This is a genomic window from Ancylobacter mangrovi (assembly GCF_024752335.1).
Lineage (GTDB): Bacteria > Pseudomonadota > Alphaproteobacteria > Rhizobiales > Xanthobacteraceae > Ancylobacter > Ancylobacter mangrovi.
Genome location: NZ_JANTHY010000007.1, coordinates 220,841 through 238,358, shown reverse-complemented (window position 1 = coordinate 238,358; position 17,518 = coordinate 220,841). Strand labels below are relative to the sequence as shown.

The 17,518-nt window shown below is 70.7% G+C and carries 12 protein-coding genes; 4 read left to right on the top strand and 8 right to left on the bottom strand.

Features of this window, described 5'->3' with window-relative positions:
• Positions 1-48 precede the first annotated feature (48 nt).
• Entirely contained in the window at positions 49-1,428 is a 1,380-nt protein-coding gene (locus tag NVS83_RS18260) for an aspartate aminotransferase family protein (protein ID WP_258740585.1), read from the bottom strand.
• A gap of 138 nt (positions 1,429-1,566) precedes the next feature.
• A complete protein-coding gene (locus NVS83_RS18255; protein ID WP_258740584.1) occupies positions 1,567-2,949 on the bottom strand; it encodes an aspartate aminotransferase family protein in 1,383 nt (460 codons plus the stop codon).
• A gap of 199 nt (positions 2,950-3,148) precedes the next feature.
• Between NVS83_RS18255 and NVS83_RS18250 the strand changes: the two genes are divergently transcribed.
• The 3 genes from NVS83_RS18250 (at position 3,149) to NVS83_RS18240 (ending at position 6,363) form a co-directional block, all read left to right on the top strand.
• Positions 3,149-4,591, top strand: coding sequence for a glutamine synthetase family protein (locus NVS83_RS18250; RefSeq protein WP_258740583.1), 1,443 nt, complete (start codon positions 3,149-3,151; stop codon positions 4,589-4,591).
• 120 nt (positions 4,592-4,711) lie between these two features.
• On the top strand, positions 4,712-5,824 hold the full coding sequence (locus NVS83_RS18245; protein ID WP_258733493.1) for a polyamine ABC transporter substrate-binding protein: 1,113 nt from the start codon (positions 4,712-4,714) through the stop codon (positions 5,822-5,824).
• A 122-nt stretch (positions 5,825-5,946) separates the two neighbouring features.
• Entirely contained in the window at positions 5,947-6,363 is a 417-nt protein-coding gene (locus NVS83_RS18240; RefSeq protein ID WP_258740582.1) for a VOC family protein, read from the top strand.
• On the opposite strand, the gene NVS83_RS18235 is transcribed toward NVS83_RS18240, so the two are convergent.
• The 6 genes from NVS83_RS18235 to NVS83_RS18210 form a co-directional block, all read right to left on the bottom strand.
• The gene (locus NVS83_RS18235) at positions 6,342-7,259 is read right to left on the bottom strand and encodes a lipid A biosynthesis lauroyl acyltransferase (RefSeq protein ID WP_258740581.1); all 918 of its coding nucleotides are present in this window, start codon (positions 7,257-7,259) and stop codon (positions 6,342-6,344) included. The genes NVS83_RS18240 and NVS83_RS18235 overlap by 22 nt on opposite strands.
• A gap of 9 nt (positions 7,260-7,268) precedes the next feature.
• Positions 7,269-8,291 (bottom strand): zinc-binding dehydrogenase, encoded by a 1,023-nt coding sequence (locus NVS83_RS18230; protein ID WP_258740580.1) that lies wholly within the window; start codon positions 8,289-8,291, stop codon positions 7,269-7,271.
• 266 nt (positions 8,292-8,557) lie between these two features.
• Positions 8,558-9,838, bottom strand: a complete 1,281-nt coding sequence (locus tag NVS83_RS18225) for a beta-ketoacyl-ACP synthase (RefSeq protein ID WP_258740579.1) — start codon at positions 9,836-9,838, stop codon at positions 8,558-8,560.
• A 39-nt stretch (positions 9,839-9,877) separates the two neighbouring features.
• The gene (locus tag NVS83_RS18220) at positions 9,878-11,074 is read right to left on the bottom strand and encodes a beta-ketoacyl-ACP synthase (protein WP_258740578.1); all 1,197 of its coding nucleotides are present in this window, start codon (positions 11,072-11,074) and stop codon (positions 9,878-9,880) included.
• Positions 11,067-11,582, bottom strand: a complete 516-nt coding sequence (locus NVS83_RS18215) for a 3-hydroxyacyl-ACP dehydratase FabZ family protein (protein ID WP_258733487.1) — start codon at positions 11,580-11,582, stop codon at positions 11,067-11,069. The genes NVS83_RS18220 and NVS83_RS18215 overlap by 8 nt, the downstream gene beginning before the upstream one ends.
• Positions 11,583-11,617: 35 nt before the next feature.
• Positions 11,618-11,899, bottom strand: coding sequence for an acyl carrier protein (locus NVS83_RS18210; RefSeq protein WP_163074070.1), 282 nt, complete (start codon positions 11,897-11,899; stop codon positions 11,618-11,620).
• Between the two features lie 269 nt (positions 11,900-12,168).
• On the opposite strand from NVS83_RS18210, the gene NVS83_RS18205 reads away from it, so the two are divergent.
• On the top strand, positions 12,169-17,502 hold the full coding sequence (locus NVS83_RS18205; protein WP_258740577.1) for an alpha-2-macroglobulin family protein: 5,334 nt from the start codon (positions 12,169-12,171) through the stop codon (positions 17,500-17,502).
• Positions 17,503-17,518 lie beyond the last annotated feature (16 nt).

Below are 17,518 nucleotides of genomic sequence, written 5' to 3'. Positions count from 1 at the left end.
CCGCCGGCCGGGTCGAAATTGCCCGGGGGCGCCGCCACCCCCGCCCTGTCAGTCGACGAGCCGGCGGATTACGTCGCCGGTGGCTGCGATGAGGTTATCGACCTGCGCCTGCGTGGTCGCGGGCGAGGCCAGCATCATGTCGTGGAAGGGCGAGATCAGCACCCCGCGCACCAGCAGGGCGAGGTGGATTGCGGCCTCCAGTGCGGCGAAATGGGCGCCATGCGCCTCTCCGCCATTGATGAGCGGGGCGGGCGCGCGCACCACCTCCACCCGGGCGCCGCAGCGCACGACGTGCCAGGGCAGGTGCGCCTGCGCGATGGCGGCGGCGAGGCCCGCCTCCAGCCGGGTCGCGAGCGCGTCCATGTGGACGTAGGCCTCGTCGGTGGCGACGTGCTCCAGCGTCGCGCGCAGCGCCGCGAGCTGCAGCGGGCTGCCCGACAGCGTGGTGCCCATGCCCGAATGGCCGGACGGCGCGCCGGCGCGGGCCGATTCGAGCCGCCCCGCCAGCTCCGCGCTCATGCCCCAGACCGCGGCCGGAATGCCGCCGGCGATCGCCTTGCCGGCGACGAACAGGTCCGGCGCGAGGGCGTGCGCCGCGGTATAGCCGCCGGGCCCGGTGGACAGGGTGTGGGTCTCATCGATCAGCAGCAGGGTGCCGTGGCGGCGGGTGATCTCGCGCAGCCCCTCGTGGAAGCCGGGCTGGGGCAGCACCATGGCGCAGTTGGTCATCACCGGCTCGGTGATGACGCAGGCGACCGTGTTGTCCGCGAGCGCCGTCTCCAGCGCGTCGAGGTCGTTGAACGGCACCACCCGCGCCAGCAGGGTGAGGTCGCGCGGCTCGCCGAGCAGGCCGGGCCGGTTGGTGACGCGTCCATTGGCGCTTATGCCCACGAAGGTCTCGTCCACCGCGCCGTGATAGGCGCCGTCGAAAACCAGGATGCGCGGGCGACCGGTCACCGCGCGCGCCACCCGCAGGGCGAAGCGGTTGGCGTCGCTGGCGGTGGTGGCGACCTGCCAGGAGGGCAGGCCGAAGCGGGCGCTGAGCAGCTCGCCGACCGCCGCCGCGTCCGGGCTCGGCAGCATGGTGGCGAGCCCGCGCCGCGCCTGCCGGCTCACCGCCTCGGCGACCGGTGGTGGGCCGTGGCCGAACAGAGCGGCGGTGTCGCCGAGGCAGAAATCGTCATAGCCGTGGCCGTCGACGTCGGTGAGGCGGGCGCCGGTCGCCTCCGCCACCACCAGCGGCACCGGGGTCGACCAGTCGACCATCCAGTGCATCGGCACGCCCTGGAACAGGTGCGCCGCGGCGCCGGCGGCCGCCCGCGTCTTCGGTCGGGTGCCGAGATAGAGCGCCTCCGCCTCCGAGCGCAGCGCGGCGACGCGCGCCGGGGAGACGCCCGATCGTTCGGCCAGGGAGGTTACGACGTCCATCTCACCGCCATCCGCGATTATGCGCCGGGCCTCGCCATCTAAGCACGTTTCGCCGGGTGGGGGCAGGAGAAGGGAGCAGGAGCGGGGAGCGGCGGCGGGATCAGACCCGGCATGGCCGGGCCTCGCGGCCCGGCCGGCTCAGGCGACCCAGCCGCGGCGCTTCAGCTCGGCATGGGTCTGGTCGAGCGTGCGGCGGGCGCGGGCGATCAGCTCGTCGCACTCGCCATGCGAGATGACGAGCGGCGGGGCGATGATCAGCCGGTCGCGCACGGCGCGCATGACGAGGTTGTTGGCGAAGGAGAAGTCGCGGGCGAGGGTGCCGACCTTGCCGACATCGGGGAAGCTGGTGCGCCCGACCTTATCGGGGGTGAGCTCGAGCGCCCCGACGAGGCCGACCATCGGCGCCTCGCCGACCAGCGGGTGCTCGGCGAGCGCGCTCCAGCGGGCCTTGAGATAGGGGCCGACATCCTCGGCCACGCGCTCCACCAGCTTCTCGCGCTGCATGATGGCGAGGTTGGCGAGCGCCGCCGCGCAGGCCGCCGGATGGCCGGAATAGGTGTAGCCGTGGTTGAAGTCGCCCCCCTCCATCAGCACCTCGGCGACCCTGTCGGCCACCATCACCCCGCCGAGCGGCATGTAGCCCGAGGTGATGCCCTTGGCCATGACGAGGATGTCGGGGTGGGTGTGGTAGGTCTCGCAGCCGAACCACTGGCCGGTGCGGCCGAAGCCGCAGATGACCTCGTCCGAGACGAACAGGATGTCGCGCTCGCGGCAGATGCGGGCGATCTCCGGCCAGTAGGTGATGGGCGGGATGATGACCCCGCCCGCGCCCTGGATCGGCTCGGCGATGAAGGCGGCGATGCGGTCCTCGCCCATGGCGTCGATGACGCTCTCCAACGCCCGCGCGGTGCGGATGCCGAACTCCTCCATCGTCTCGCCCTGGCGCGCCTCGCCCCACCAGTAGGGCTGGGCGATGTGGACGATGTCGGGGATCGGCAGGCCGCCCTGCTCGTGCATCGGCGCCATGCCGCCGAGGCTCGCCGCACCGACGGTCGAGCCGTGATAGGCGTTGCGCCGGGAGATGATGACCTTCTTTTGCGGCTTGTCGCGGATGTCGAAATAGCGCCGGACGAGGCGGATCACCGTGTCGTTGGATTCCGAGCCGGAGCCGGTGAAAAACACCCGGTTGAACTGCGGCGGGGTCAGCTCGGCGAGCTTGGCCGAGAGCTCGATCGCCGGCTGGTGGGTGGTCTTGAAGAAGGTGTTATAGTAAGGCAGCTCGCGCATCTGGGCGGCGACCGCGTCGACGATCTCCTCGCGCCCGTAGCCGACATTGACGCACCAAAGGCCCGACATGCCGTCGAGGATGCGGTTGCCCTCCGAATCCGTGAGCCACACGCCGTCCGCGCGGGTGATGATGCGCGAGCCTTCCGCGTTCAGCGCCTTCATGTCGCTGAAGGGGTGGAGATGGTGCGCGGCGTCGAGCGCGCGCAGTTCGGCGGTGGACTTGGGCTGCGGCATGGTGGACCCGTTGGCGTGTCGTCCCGGCGGTATCGGCGTCGCCCGGCACAGGGAAAGTGGCCCGCACAATGTGATCACATTTTTCGTGCGTCAAGCCGGTCGGCATGCCACAAGGGAGGTCACGGCAGCGACGGCTTGACCGCCGGCCCGTCGCCATGACCAAATCGACGGACGGACATCGACCAGGTGGATCATGCCAATGCCTGACGTCGCGGCGGCTGCCGCGACCGCTGAAAGCCGGAGCGAGCCTTCACCCGCGCTATCCGGCACCGCTTCGGCGGCGGCTCTCGCGGGCGACGAATTCGCGGCCCATGTCGCCGCGCACGGCGTGCCCGACATCGTCGAGGTGCTGCTGCCCGACACCCACGGCGTGCTGCGCGGCAAATGGATACCCGGCGCGGCGGGCGGCAAGATCTGGAGCGACGGCGTCGCGATCCCGCTGTCCATCTTCGGGCTCGACGTGTGGGGCCGCGAGGTCGAGGAGACCGGCATCCATATCGAGACCGGCGACCGCGACGGCATCTGCCGGCCGGTTCCCGGCACGCTGAAGCCGGTGCCGTGGGCGCCGCGCCCCTCGGCGCAGGTCATGCTCACCATGTACGAGCCGGACGAGCGCGGCGGCGAGCTGCCCTGGGAGCTCGATCCGCGCCACAAGCTCGCCCGCCAGGTCGAGCGGCTGGCCGCGCGCGGGTTGCACCCCTGCGTCGCCTTCGAGCTCGAATTCTACCTGATGAAGCCGGCCCCGGGCCCGGGCGGGCTGCCCGAGCCGGTGTTTCCCGCCTCGCCGCACGGCCCGGCGCGGCAGAACATGTATTCGATGTCGGACCTCGATGCCTATGCCGGGCTGCTGCACGCGGTCCGCCAGGCGGCGGCGGTGCAGGGCCTGCCGGCCGACACGGTGATCTCCGAGGCGGCGCCCGGCCAGTACGAGGTGAACCTCTATCACCGCACCGACGCGATGGCGGCGGCGGACGATGCCATCCTGCTGCGGCGGCTGATCGACGGGGTGGCGCGCCAGCACGGGCTGCGCGCCAGCTTCATGGCCAAGCCGTTCCTGGAATTCGCCGGTTCGGGCATGCATGTGCATGTGAGCCTCGCCGACACGGCCGGCGGCAACGCCTTCGGCGCCGGCGAGGAGGGCGAGGCGCTGCTGCGCCACGCGGCGGCGGGGCTGCTCGCCACCATGGCGCCGACCGCCGTGCTCTACGTGCCGAGCTATAACGGCTTCCGCCGGCTGGTGCCCGGCAGCTATGCGCCGACCGGCATCTCCTGGGGCTACGACAACCGCTCGGTGGCGGTGCGCGTGCCCAACGGGCCGGCCAAGGCGCGCCGGCTGGAGCACCGCATCGCCGGCGCCGACGCCCATCCCCACCTCGTGCTGGCGGCGATCCTCGCCGGCATGCTGGAGGGGATCGAGAACGCGATGGAACCGCCCGCGCCGCTCAGCGGCAACGCCTACGAGGCCGAAGCCCCGCTTCTGACCTACGACATGGGCGAGGCGGTGCACGACTTCGCCGCATCGGACTTCGTGGCCCGCGCCTTCGGAGCGGAATACCAGCGGGTCTATGCGGTGATGAAGGAGGCGGAGCGTGCGGCGTTCGAGCGTCGCATCAGTACGCTGGAGTACGAGACTTATTTGTGAGCGCGACCAAGACTTGGGCACAACGTCTTGAGCGCGTCGCGGCGACGCACTAGCCTGAGTACTCGGCCACTTCTACCCAATGCCCGATAGGCACTCACTCGATCTTCCAAGGAGAACAGGATGTCCCGCCTCCTCGCGACAATCGCGGCCGGATTTCTGGCGGCGCTGGCGGTTACGCCGGCTTCCGCGCAGGAAAAGGTCGTGAACGTCTATAACTGGTCCGACTATATCGACGAGTCGGTACTGGAGGAGTTCACGAAGGAAACCGGCATCAAGGTCCGCTACGACGTCTTCGATTCCAACGAGGTGCTGGAGACCAAGCTTCTCGGCGGCAAGACCGGCTATGACGTGGTTGTGCCCACCGGCTCCTTCCTGCAGCGCCAGATCCAGGCCGGCGTGTTCATGAAGCTGGACAAGGAGAAGCTGCCGAACATCCAGTACCAGTGGCCGATGATCTCCGATCGTCTCGCCGTCTACGATCCCGGCAACGAATATGCCGTGAACTACATGTGGGGCACGACCGGCATCGGCATCAATGTCGACAAGGTCAAGGAGCGCCTCGGCGCCGACACGCCGCTGAACTCCTGGGACCTGATCTTCAAGCCGGAGCTGCTTGGCAAGCTGGCCGATTGCGGCGTCTACATGCTGGACGGGCCGGAGGAGATCATCCCGACCGCGCTGCGCTATCTGGGCAAGGACCCGAACTCCAAGGACCCCAAGGACATCGAGGCCGCCGGCAAGCTGCTGGCGCCGATCCGCAAATACATCAAGAAGTTCGATTCGTCAGGTTACATCAACGCGCTGGCGGGCGGTGACATCTGCATCGCCACCGGCTGGTCGGGCGACGTGTTCCAGGCCAAGGCGCGCGCCGAGGAAGCCGCCGAGAAGACCGGCAAGGAGCCGATCCGGATCGATTACATCATCCCGAAGGAAGGGGCGCTGATGTGGTTCGACAACTTCGCGATCCCGAAGGATGCCCCGCATCCGGACGAGGCGCTGGCCTTCATCAACTTCATGATGAAGCCGGAGATCGCGGCGAAGAACTCGAACTACATCGCCTATGCCAGCGGCAGCCTCGGGGCGCAGAAGTTCATCGACAAGGAAGTGCTCGACAATCCCGCGATCTACCCGGACAAGGAGACGCAGGAGAAGCTCTTCACCGTCACCACCTATCCGCAGAAGGTCCAGCGCGTGGTCACCCGCACCTGGACCAACTTCAAGCGCGGCAAGTGAGCCATAGGTGAACGGCGCCTAATCGCCCCGGCGGCCTGTGTGCCGCCGGGAGCGCGACCAGCAAGGCCGGACCCCGCGTCCGGCCTTTTTCATATGGCGACGGGCGCGAAAGGAGGCCGGCCATGTTCTCGCACGTCCATGTCGGCGTGAGTGACCTCGAGCGCGCGCGCGCCTTCTACCGGCCGCTGATGGAGGCGCTCGGCCTCGTCCTCAAATTCGACGACCGCGAGCGCGGCTGGGCCGGCTGGAAGCGGCCGGAGGCGGACCGGCCGCTGTTCGTCGTCGGGCGCCCGCTTGAGGGCGCGCACGACCCCGGCAACGGGCAGATGGTGGCGTTCGAGCTAAAGAGCCGGGCCGAGGTCGACCGCTGGCACGCGCTGGCGCTGGAGCTCGGCGGGCTCTGCGAGGGCGCGCCGGGCCTGCGCCCGCACTACCACCCCGACTATTACGGCGCCTATCTGCGCGACCCCGACGGCAACAAGCTGTGCGTGTGCTGCCACGCGCCCGAGGGAGGGGATCAGTCCCGCCAGCGCTTGTAGAACCAGGTCCACTGCTCGGGATTCTCGCGCACCCAGCCCTCGACCACCGAGGTGATCATCTGCATCGAGCCGTCGACGTCGATCTTGCCGTCGGCGTCGCGCGGCAGGTTCAGCGGCGGGGTGCACTGGATGCGGAAGCGCCCCTTGGCCAGGCGGATCACGCGCACGCCGTGCACCGGGCATTCATAGAGCCGGGCGAGGCGGGCGATGGTCGGGTTGGACGAGCAGGGGCGGCCGAAGAACTCCACCTGCGGCCCGCCGCGTCGCGCCTGGTCGACCAGAATGCCCAGATGCTTGCCCTGGTCGAGCACGGCGGCGAGCTCGAACACCGCCACATGCGAGGCGGCGACGAGGTTGCCCATCACCCGCGAGCGGGCCTCGAAAAGCAGGTCGGCGAAGAAGGAGTTGTCCGGCGCGCGGAACAGCACCGCGCTGTCGAGCCCCTGGGCGGCGGCGGCGATGGCCGGCAGTTCCCAATTGGCGAGGTGGGCGGTGAAGACCAGCGCCGGCTTGCCGTCCGTGCGCATGGCGACGAAGTTCGACACGCCGGTGGTCTCGATCCGGCTCTTGGCCGGCTCCCACATATTGTACTGCCAGATGCGGTCGAGATGGACGAACTCGCCTGCCATGCGGCCGAGATTGTCCCACATGCCGCGCGCGATCGCCTTCCGCTCGGCCTCGCTCTTCTCGGGGAAGGCGAGGGCGAGGTTCCTCAGCGCGATGCGCTGGATCGAGGTGAAGGGGCCGATGCGGCGGGCCCAGAAGCCGCCGACCCAGGAGGCGAAGCGGGGGCTCTGCAGCCGCATCAGCCGCATGAGCGCCCACACCGAGGCCGAGAGCGCGCCGTCGCGCACCCGCGTCGTCCAGGGCAGGCTGATGCGGTCGTTGCTAGCCATCAGGCTTTATCAGAAGCGGATGACGACCTTGCCGAACACGCGCCGCGTCTCCAGCCGCTCCAGCCCCTTGCCGAAATCCTCGAGCGCGAATTCCGAATCGATGACCGGCATCACGCCGCGCGCCATGCGCTTCAACCCGTCCGCGATCGCGCGCATCGGCGCGCCGAACGAGCCGATGATGCGGTACTGGCGCTGGAAGAGCTGCATCAGGTTCATGTTCACCGAGACGCCCGAGGTCGAGCCGCAGGTGACGAGCCGCCCGCCGGGGCGCATGGAGAGCAGCGAGCCGTTCCAGGTCTCGACGCCGACATGCTCGAACACGACGTCGACGCCCTTCTTCTTGGTGATCTTGCGGACCTCGTGCTCGAAGCGCTCGGTCTTGTAGTTGATGACGTGGTCGGCGCCGAGCGCCAGCGCCTTGGCGCATTTCTCGTCGTCGCCGGCAGTGGTGATGACGGTGCAGCCGATCTCCTTCGCCATGCGGATCGCCGCCGTACCGATGCCGGAGCCGGCCGCATGCACCAGCACGGTCTCGCCGGGCTCGAGCTGGGCATTGTCGAACAGCATGTGCTCGACGGTGGAGAAGGTGACGGGCGCGCAGGCGGCGTCGACCCAGGAGATGCCGTCCGGGATCTCGATGCACAGCCGCTCGGAGATGTTGAGCTGGTCGCGGGCGAAGCCGTCGACGTGGAAGCCCATCACGCCGGCGACGTTCTCGCACAGATTGTCGCGGCCCTGCTTGCACATGCGGCACTGGCCGCAGGTCAGCGCGCCATACATGGCGACGCGCGAGCCGGGCCTGAAGCGGGTCACGCCCTCGCCGGTGGCGATGACCTCGCCGACCGCCTCGGCGCCGACCACGAGCGGCATCTTGCGCTTGGCGAAGGCCATGCCGCGCCAGCCCCACACGTCGATGTGGTTGAGCGCGAGCGCCTTGATCGAGACCTGCACCTCGCCCGGTGCCGGCGCTTCCGGCGCGGGAAGGTCGGCAAGGATCAGTTCGCGGTCCGAGACCAGTTGCAGCGCGCGCATGACAAACTCCGATGAACGCGGGCGGCGCCGCCGGCCTCGCTCCCGAAACGGTCGGGCGAAGCGGGCAGGCGATGCCGCTCGCGGAAAGATGTGGGTGGATATCGAAATCGGCGCGCAAAGGCTAGTGCGGCGGCACGCCCGTCACCGGCCCGAATGTCGCGCATGCGATAAGAGCGTTGGCCGCATGGCCCGCGTGAGGCGCATCCGGTGGGAGGGCAGCGCCCCGCGTGCCGGAAGACGGCGCGCGGGGAGGTGGCGCCGATCGCTCAGGCCGGCTCGCCGGTGAGCACCAGGGCGACGTTCTGCCCGCCGAAGCCGAAGGAGTTCGACATGACGCGCTTCACCTGCGCGTCGCGTGCCACGTTGGGCACCACGTCGAGCGGGATCGCCGGGTCCGGGACCTCGTAGTTGATGGTCGGCGGGATGCGCGCGTTCTGGATCGTCAGCAGCGAGAACACCGCCTCGATCGCGCCGGCGGCGGTCAGGGTGTGGCCGATCATCGACTTGTTGGAGGAGAGCGGGATGTCGGGCAGCCGCTCGCCGAACACCGCGCTCATGCCGGTGAACTCCATGCGGTCGTTCTCGGGCGTCGAGGTGCCGTGGGCGTTGATGTAGTCGATGTCGTCCGGGCCCACGCCGGCATCGGCGAGGGCGGAGCGCATGCAGCCGATCACCGGCTTGGCGTCCGGCGAGGAGCGGGTGCGGTGGAAGCTGTCGGCCATCTCGCCGCAGCCCTCCAGCACGCCGAGGATCTTCGCCCCGCGCGCCATGGCGTGCTCGAGGCTCTCCAGCACCAGCGCGCCGGCGCCCTCGGCGATGATGAAGCCGTCGCGGTTCTTGGAGAACGGGCGCGAGGCGGCCTCGGGCCGCTCATTGTTGGTCGAGAGGGCGGAGAGCAGCGAGAAGCGGATCAGCGCCTCGGCCGTCACCGAGCCGTCGGTGGCGATGGAGAGCGCCGCGTCGCAGTCGCCGCGCCGGATCGCCTCGACGCCGAGCTGGATCGAGGTGTTGCCCGAGGCGCAGGCGGTCGAGAGCGAGATCGGCTGGCCGCGCGTGCCGAAGCGGTCGGCGAGGTGGTCGGCGATCGAGCCGTAGAGGAAGCGCTCGTGCCAGGCGTCGTGGCCGTGGGTCTCGGCGGCGCGCAGCAGGTCGTCATAGGTGATCGGGCCGTTGGCGACCGATTCCTGGGCGAGGATGCGGCGCTGCGGCCATTCCAGCTCGATCGGCGGCACGGCGCAGAACAGTGGGCCGGGGAAATCGCCCTTCGAGCCGATGCCGGACTGGGCGACGGCTTCCTCGGCCGACAGGGCGGCGAGCTCCTCCGACAGGTCCGGCGCAGTGCGCCCGCTGTCGGGCAGGAAGTCGACCGTGCCGGCGATGGTGGTGCGCATCGCGTCGATCGGGAAGCGGGTGATGCGGTGGATGCCCGACTGGCCGGAGGTCAGCTTGGCCCAGTTGTCTTCTTTGCCCTGGCCGAGCGAGGTCACCATGCCCATGCCGGTGACGACAACGATCGGCCGTCCGGCCTTGTCGGTATAGGAAGCCATGATCTGCTCCTGGGAAGCGATGTGCTCCCGCATATGGGGTCAGTCGGCGCGCTCCACCAGCGCGACACCTTCCCCACGCCAATGCCCCACCGCGGTTACGATGGCACGCGACAGCGGGCCGTCGAAAGGCTTTTCCATCGGCTCGCCGGCGAGGGGGGCGAAAAGCCGCCCTTCGGAGACCGACAGCGCGGCCAGCGCCAGCGCCACCGGCATCTGCGCCTCCAGCCCATGGCCAACGCGGTCGGTGACGGAGCGCACCGGCAGGCCGGACTTCTCCAGCACCGCGACCTCGGCCCGGGTCGGGTCCGGCGCGCCGCTGGCGGCGGAAAGGATGGCGGTCTGCGCGTCCTCGCCGGTGTCGCCCGCCGCTCGCGCGGCGTCGACCAGCGTGCCCAGCACTTTCTCGACCGCACCGGGCTCGCCGCGCTTCGCCCGGTCCGACCAGACGCCGGAGAGCTTGACGATCGGCCTGGCGCCGCGGGCGGCGGCGTGCTCGGGCGATTCCAGCACCAGGAAGGCGCCAGCGGAGCCGGTCGGCACGCCCTTCGGCTCGGCCAGCACCGGCGCCCAGGGCGCGTGCATGGCGAGGCGCTTCAGCGCGTAGAGCAGCAGCATGTCGCGCCGCTCGGCATTGTAGGCGCCGCCCACCAGCGCGATCTCGCTGGTGCCCGCGGCGATGCGCGAGAAGCCGATGCGCACCGCGTCGGTGCCCGAGCTTTCCTCGCCCATGAAGGTGCGCGAGGAGCCGGTGACGCCATGGACGATCGAGATGTTGCCGGCGAGCAGATTGGAGAGCTGCGCGAGGAACAGCGTCGGGCGCAGGTTGGACTGGAGCTGTTCGTTGAGGAACACGTCCGGTGCCGCCTGGTTCTCGATCTCGGTGAGGATGGCGCCGTCGACCGCCTGGTCGCGCTCGCCGCCGCCCGCCGCGACCACCATGTCGGTGGCGCCGAGGATCTCCTTGTTGCCCTTGAGGCCGGCCGAATCCAGCGCCAGCCCGGCCGCATAGGTGCCGATGCGCTGCCACGGCTCCATCTGCCGCTGGTCGCCCTTCTTGGGGATCTGCTGGTCGAAGTTCACGCTCGCCAGCGGATGCACCACGTAGGGCGCGAAGCGGGTCTCGTCGATGACGGGACGGGAGCCGTCGTTCAGCGCCGACCAATGGGCTTCCAGGCCTTCACCGAGCGACGAGACGAGCCCGATGCCGGTGATCCACACCTCGCGGCGGTCAGACATTCGTGAGATTTCCTGCACTTGCCGGGGCCGCGGAGCCGACATCGGCCGGCGCGCCCATGGGCATGCCGATACGCTCGGCGGTTTGCAGCAGATAGCCGCGCAGCTCCGGCGCCGGGAACGGCATGGTCTTCAGCGTCACTTCCGCGTTGCAGACCAGCTTGCCCTCGATCTGCCCGGCGGCCTTGAGCCGGGCGAAGCCGGAGCCGTCATGGACCATCTCGGCATGGACCTCGATGGTCTGGCCGGGCGTGACGAAGGTGCGCAGCTTGCCCTTGTCGACCGAGGCGAGGAACGCCATGCGGTCGTAATTGTGCAGGCGCAGAAGAAGCATGCCGCAGGTCTGCGCCATGATCTCGAACAGCAGCACGCCGGGCAGCAGGGGATGGCCGGGGAAATGCCCCTCGAAGATCGGACTTTGATCCGGCACGATGTTGGCCGTTTTCAGCGTGCGTGCCTCGAGATCGAGTGCCAGCACCTTGTCGACCATCTGGAAATATTCGAGCCGCATGAGCCGTCCTGCTTAACCCTCGCTCCGCCTGCCGGTCAGGCGGTCTTGGCGGCAATCAGCTCGTCGATGCGCGCGCAAAGATTCTTGAGCACGAAGTACTGCTCGGTCGTCGCCTTGCCCTCGTTGACTTCCTGCGTCCAGCTCTCCAGCGGGAGCTTGATGCCGAACGCCTTGTCGATCGCGAACGCGATGTCCAGGAAGTCGAGGCTGTCGATGCCGAGATCGTCGATGGCATGGCTTTCCGGCGTGATGTTCTCGCGCGGGATGTCGCACGTCTCGGCGATGATGTTGGCAACGGTCTCGAACGTGGTCGACATGGAATGCCTCTGGTCTCGGCGGCCGCGTCCGGCCCACGGTGGATAAGGAGCGCACGCCAGCCGCTGCCGCGGCGGCGGGCCTCCTGATGGATGACGGCCCGTATAGCGAAGCGCGAACGCCTATTCAATGGCGCGCGCACGGCAATCCTCGGCTGTGTGACATCCGCGCAAAGAAGGCTGCGCCGCCAACATGGCCGGAACGTGGATGGCCGCGCGGGCCAAACCGTCCTATCGTTAGGGTACCGTCCGGCTGGAAACGGGGTAGTGCCATGTTCGCGTTGTCGTCGGCTCGGGGATGGATCGGGCGCGGCATCGCCGTGCCGGCCGTGCTCGGGGCTCTCCTGATCTCCTCGGCTTTCGCCCAGACACCGCCCAAGCCGCCCGTGCGGCCGGCGCCCGCCGCCCAGAGCGGGGGAGCGGCCGGAGGGGCGGCCGCGTCCGAGGCGGCGCTGCCCGCCACCTATTCGCGCCCCGACCTCGTGGAATCCGCGCGCCGGCTGGAGGCGCTGCTCTCGCGCGACCGCGCGCCGCTCGCCAAGCCGGCGGCGCAGCTTCGCCGGGACGGCGATGCCGCGCTCGCGTCCGGCGACGCGCGCCGGGCGGCGGAGATCTATGGCCGGCTCGCCCAGCGCGCGCGCACCGATTCCGGCCTGTGGATGCAGCTCGCCCGCGCGCTGATGCGCATCAAGCCCGACGACAATGAGGGCTCGGACACCTTCCTCGACCGCGCGCAGGCGGCCGCCTTCCTCGCCTATCGCAACGCGTCCACGCGCGACCAGCAGGCGACGGCGCTCTACGCCATCGCCCATCTCTACGACACGCGCTCGCTGTGGCGGGCCTCGCTCGACACCTTCACCCAGGCCTTCACCTATGTGGACGTGCCGAGCCAGCGCGCCTTCTACGACAAGCTGAGGACCGAGCGCGGCTTCCGCATCCTGGACTACAGCGTCGATTCGGACGCCGCCAATCCGCGCATCTGCGTGCAGTTCTCCGAGCCGCTGGCGGCGGGCGGGATCGACTTCTCCTCCTTCGTGGGCCTCACCGGGCCGGACGGGCCGGTGGAGAAGCCGGCGGTCACGGCGCAGGACCAGCAGCTCTGCGTCGAGGGGCTGAAGCACGGCGAGAGCTACGAGCTGCGCCTGCGCGCGGGGCTTCCCTCCTCGATCGCCGCCGAGCCGCTGCAGAACGGCACCGAGCTCACCGTCTATGTGCGCGACCGCAAGCCGGGCGTGCGCTTCACCGGGCGCAACTACGTGCTGCCGCGCACCGGTCCGCGCGGCATTCCGCTGGTGAGCGTGAACACCTCGCTGGTCGGGGTCGAGCTCTACCGCATCGGCGACCGCAGCCTGATCCCGACCGCGCTCGACGGCGACTTCCGCCGCGACCTCGGCGCCTACGACCTCCAGCAGCTCAAGAACGGGCAGGCCGAGCTGGTGTTCAAGGGCGAGCTGGAGACCGCCTCGCCGCTGAACGAGGACGTCACCACCTCCTTCCCGGTGGACGAGGCGGTGGGCACGCTGGCGCCCGGCGTCTATGTGCTGGCCGCGCGGCCGGCCGGCGACGCGGCCGACCCGAACGACGAATGGAATTCGCGCGCCACGCAGTGGTTCGTGGTCTCGGACCTCGGCATGACCGCGCTGTCGGGCGATACCGGGCTCACCGTGCTGGTGCGCGCGCTCGGCACCGCGCAGCCGCTCGACGGGGTGGCGATCAGCCTCGTCGCCAAGTCGAACGAGGTGCTCGCCACCGCCACCACCGACGCCTCGGGCGAGGCGACCTTCGATGCCGGGCTGGTGCGCGGCACGGACGGTTTCGCCCCGACCGTGCTGGTCGCCCGCGCCAAGGACGGCGACTACGCCTTCCTGTCGCTGGAGGACCAGGCGTTCGACCTGACCGACCGGGGCGTGGGCGGGCGCGCGGCGCCGGCACGCATGGACGCCTTCGTGACTACGGAGCGGGGCGTCTACCGCTCCGGCGAGAGTGTGCACGTCACCGCGCTGCTGCGCGACCCGCAGGTGAAGGCCGTCACCGGCGTGCCGCTGACGCTGATCCTCAAGCGGCCGGACGGGGTCGAGGACAACCGCGAGCTGGTGCAGGACCATGGCGCCGGCGGGCGCACCGCCGCGTTCGACCTGATGAGCGGTGCCATGACCGGCACCTGGCGCGTCGAGGCCTATGTCGACCCGAAGGGCGCGCCGATCGGCTCCACCACCTTCCTGCTCGAGGACTACGTGCCCGAGCGCCTCGCGCTCGACCTGACGAGCACCGCCACGGCGATCGCGCCCGGCACGCCGGTCGAGGTGGATGCGCAGGGGCGCTGGCTGTTCGGCCCGCCGGCGGCGGGGCTCGACATCGAGGGCGAGATCGAGGTCCGGGTGGCGGATGCGCGCCCCGGCCTGCCGGGCTGGCGGTTCGGCCGCGCCGATGACGGCTTCACCCCGGTGCGCGAGCCGCTGCCCGACGCGCCGGTGACCGACCCGACCGGCAAGGCTTCACTTACCGTCGCGCTGCCGTCGTTGCCGGCCACCGCACGCCCGCTGGAGGCCGAGATCTTCGTCGGGCTCGACGAGGGGGGCGGGCGCTCGGTGCGGCGCTCGCTGGTGCTGCCGGTCCGCTCCGCTGGGGTCGAGCTCGGCGTGAAGCCGCTGTTCGGCCCCGACGGCCCGGGCGAGAACGCGCAGGCCGGCTTCGAGGTGCAGGCCTTCGACGCGGACGGCAAGCCGGTCGCCCGGCCGGGCGCCACCTGGGCGCTGTACCGCGTCGAGACCCGCTATCAATGGTACCGGACCGGCTCGTCCTGGGACTTCGAGCCGGTGCAGGCGACGCGCAAGGTCGCCGACGGCACGCTCGACCTCAAGGCGGACGCGCCGGCGCGGCTGAGCCTGCCGGTCGAATGGGGCCGCTACCGGCTGGAGGTGGCGGACGGCGCGCTCGGCACGGTGATGCCGTTCCAGGCCGGCTGGGGCGGCGGCGCCACGGCAGACGCGCCCGACCGGCTGGAGGTCGGTCTCGACAAGGAGCAGTATGCGGCCGGCGACACGCTGAAGGTCAACCTCACCAGCCGCTATGCCGGTTCGGCGACGGTGATGATCGTGGGCGACGGCGTGCTGGCCTCGAAGACGCTCGACGTGCCGGCCGGCGACAGCTCGGCGACGTTCGAGGTGGCGGCGGGCTGGGGGCCGGGCGCCTATGCGCTCGCCTTCCTGCATCGCCCGCTCGACGTGGCGGCGGGCCGCAATCCCGGCCGCGCCATCGGCCTCGCCTGGTTCGGCGTCGACCGCGCGCAGCGCGTGCTCGACGTGAAGCTCGACGCCCCCGCGCAGGTGCGCCCGCAGACCACCATGTCGGTGCCGATCGAGGTGAGCGGGCCGGGCCGGGGGAGCGAGGCCTATGTGACGGTGGCGCTGGTCGATGTCGGCATCCTCAACCTCACCGGCTTCAAGGCGCCCGATCCCGACGGCTTCTATCTCGGCCAGCGTGCGCTCGGCACCGAGGTGCGCGACTTCTACGGCCAGCTCATCGACGGCATGCTCGGCGGGCGCGGGCGGCTGCGTTCGGGCGGCGACGCGATGGCCGGCGGGCTGCAGGCCGAGCCGCCGACGCAGCCGCCGCTGGCGCTGTTCTCCGGCGTCGTGAAGCTCGACGCAGACGGCCGGGGCACGGTCGATTTCGACATTCCCGCCTTCGACGGCACCGGCAAGCTGATGGCGGTGGCGTGGTCCGGCGTGGCGGTGGGGCAGGCGGCGGCGGACGTGACGATCCGCGATCCGGTGGTGATCACCGCGACGCTGCCGCGCTTCCTCGCCGAGGGCGACCGCTCGAACCTGCATCTCGCCATCACCAATGTCGACGGCGCGGCGGGCGACTACGCGCTCGACGTGGTGACGGACGGGCCGGTCTCGGTGGCCGACGCACCCCATACGGTGCCGCTGGAGGCGGGCGGGCGGCAGGCGTTCAGCCTTGCGCTCACGGGCACGGGGCTGGGCGAAGCGAAGGTCTCGGTGCGGCTGTCCGGGCCCGGCGGGCTCGACATCGCCCGCGACTACCGGCTGAACGTGCGTCCCGCCTATCCCGCGATCTCGCGCCGCAGCGTCCAGACCATCGAGCCGGGCGCCTCGATCACGCTGAGCCGCGACCTCGTCGCCGACCTGGTGCCGGGGACGGGCGGGGTGAGCGTGTTCGCCGGCGGCGATCCCGCGCTCGACGTGCCGGCGCTGTTCGGCGCGCTGGACCGTTACGCCTTCACCTGTTCGGAACAGCTCACCAGCCGCGCCATGCCGCTGCTGTACCTGTCCGATTTCGGCGGGCCGGAGCGGTTCAGGCTGGCCCACGACCCGGGCGAGACGATCAACAACGCCATCGCGCGGCTGGTCGCCCGGCAGGGCTCGGACGGCTCGTTCGGCCTGTGGCAGGCGGGCGGCAACGATCTGTGGCTCGACGCCTATGTGACCGATTTCCTCACGCGGGCGCGCGAGCGGGGCTTCACCGTGCCCGAGCAGCCCTTCGCCATGGCGCTCGACCGGCTGCGCAACGCCATCGCCTATGCCGGCGACGGGGCGACCGACGAGGGCGCGGCCTATGCGATCTACGTGCTGGCGCGCAACGGAAGGGCGCCGCTGGGCGACCTGCGCTATGTCGCCGACGCTAAGCTCGACGCGGTGGAGAGCCCGTTCGCGCGCGGTCAGATCGGCGCGGCGCTTGCCATGCTCGGCGACAAGAGCCGGGCCGAGCGCGTGTTCGGCGCGGCACTGGAGCTGCTGCCGGACGCGCCGCAGACGCTGGTGGCCGGCCGGCCCGATTTCGGCTCGGTGCTGCGCGATGCGGCGGGCGTGGCGACGCTCGCCTCCGAGGCCGGCTTCACAGGCGCGGCGCGCACCGCCCGCGCCCGGGTCGCCACCGCCTTCGTCGACGCCGGGCCGACCTCGACCCAGGAGGACGCCTGGCTGCTGCTCGCCGCCCGCGCGGCGCGCGAGGGCAAGGGCGTGGCGCTCGACATAGATGGCGTCGCCCATACCGGCATCTATGAGCGCTCGCTGACGCCGCAGGAGCTGGAGGCGGGGCCGATCACCCTCACCAATCGCGGTACCGCGCCGCTCGACGTGGCGGTGTCGATCGACGGCCCGCCGGCGACGCCGGAGCCGGCGGCGGCGAACGGCTTCTCGCTGACGCGCAGCTACTTCACGCTCGCCGGCGCGCCCGTCGATCCGGCCAAGGTGGCGCAGAACGCGCGGCTCGTGGTGGTGCTGGAGGCGCAGGAGGACGAGGCGGCGCAGAGCCACGTGCTGCTGGTCGACTACCTGCCGGCCGGCTTCGAGATCGACAATCCGGCGCTGGCGGTGGGCTCGGATGCGGGCGCGCTCGCCTGGCTCGGCGAGACCACGGAAGCGGCCCATGCCGAGTTCCGCGACGCCTATTTCGCCGCCGCCTTCGACCGCACGCAGGGCTCGGACGAGCCCGAACTGCTGCGCGTCGCCTATGTGGTGCGGGCGGTCTCGCCGGGAAGCTACGCCCACCCGCCGGCAACGGTGGAGGACATGTACCGCCCCGGCCGCTTCGCGCGCACGGCGGCGGGGCGCACCGAGGTGACGGGGCCGGCGCGATGATGGAGTTCGCGCGGTG

Bases quoted from the DNA above. Each gene is read 5' to 3' on its own strand.
- NVS83_RS18260 (WP_258740585.1), bottom strand. From the start codon at position 1,428: ATGGACGTCGTAACCTCCCTGGCCGAACGATCGGGCGTCTCCCCGGCG.
- NVS83_RS18255 (WP_258740584.1), bottom strand. From the start codon at position 2,949: ATGCCGCAGCCCAAGTCCACCGCCGAACTGCGCGCGCTCGACGCCGCG.
- NVS83_RS18250 (WP_258740583.1), top strand. From the start codon at position 3,149: ATGCCTGACGTCGCGGCGGCTGCCGCGACCGCTGAAAGCCGGAGCGAG.
- NVS83_RS18245 (WP_258733493.1), top strand. From the start codon at position 4,712: ATGTCCCGCCTCCTCGCGACAATCGCGGCCGGATTTCTGGCGGCGCTG.
- NVS83_RS18240 (WP_258740582.1), top strand. From the start codon at position 5,947: ATGTTCTCGCACGTCCATGTCGGCGTGAGTGACCTCGAGCGCGCGCGC.
- NVS83_RS18235 (WP_258740581.1), bottom strand. From the start codon at position 7,259: ATGGCTAGCAACGACCGCATCAGCCTGCCCTGGACGACGCGGGTGCGC.
- NVS83_RS18230 (WP_258740580.1), bottom strand. From the start codon at position 8,291: ATGCGCGCGCTGCAACTGGTCTCGGACCGCGAACTGATCCTTGCCGAC.
- NVS83_RS18225 (WP_258740579.1), bottom strand. From the start codon at position 9,838: ATGGCTTCCTATACCGACAAGGCCGGACGGCCGATCGTTGTCGTCACC.
- NVS83_RS18220 (WP_258740578.1), bottom strand. From the start codon at position 11,074: ATGTCTGACCGCCGCGAGGTGTGGATCACCGGCATCGGGCTCGTCTCG.
- NVS83_RS18215 (WP_258733487.1), bottom strand. From the start codon at position 11,582: ATGCGGCTCGAATATTTCCAGATGGTCGACAAGGTGCTGGCACTCGAT.
- NVS83_RS18210 (WP_163074070.1), bottom strand. From the start codon at position 11,899: ATGTCGACCACGTTCGAGACCGTTGCCAACATCATCGCCGAGACGTGC.
- NVS83_RS18205 (WP_258740577.1), top strand. From the start codon at position 12,169: ATGTTCGCGTTGTCGTCGGCTCGGGGATGGATCGGGCGCGGCATCGCC.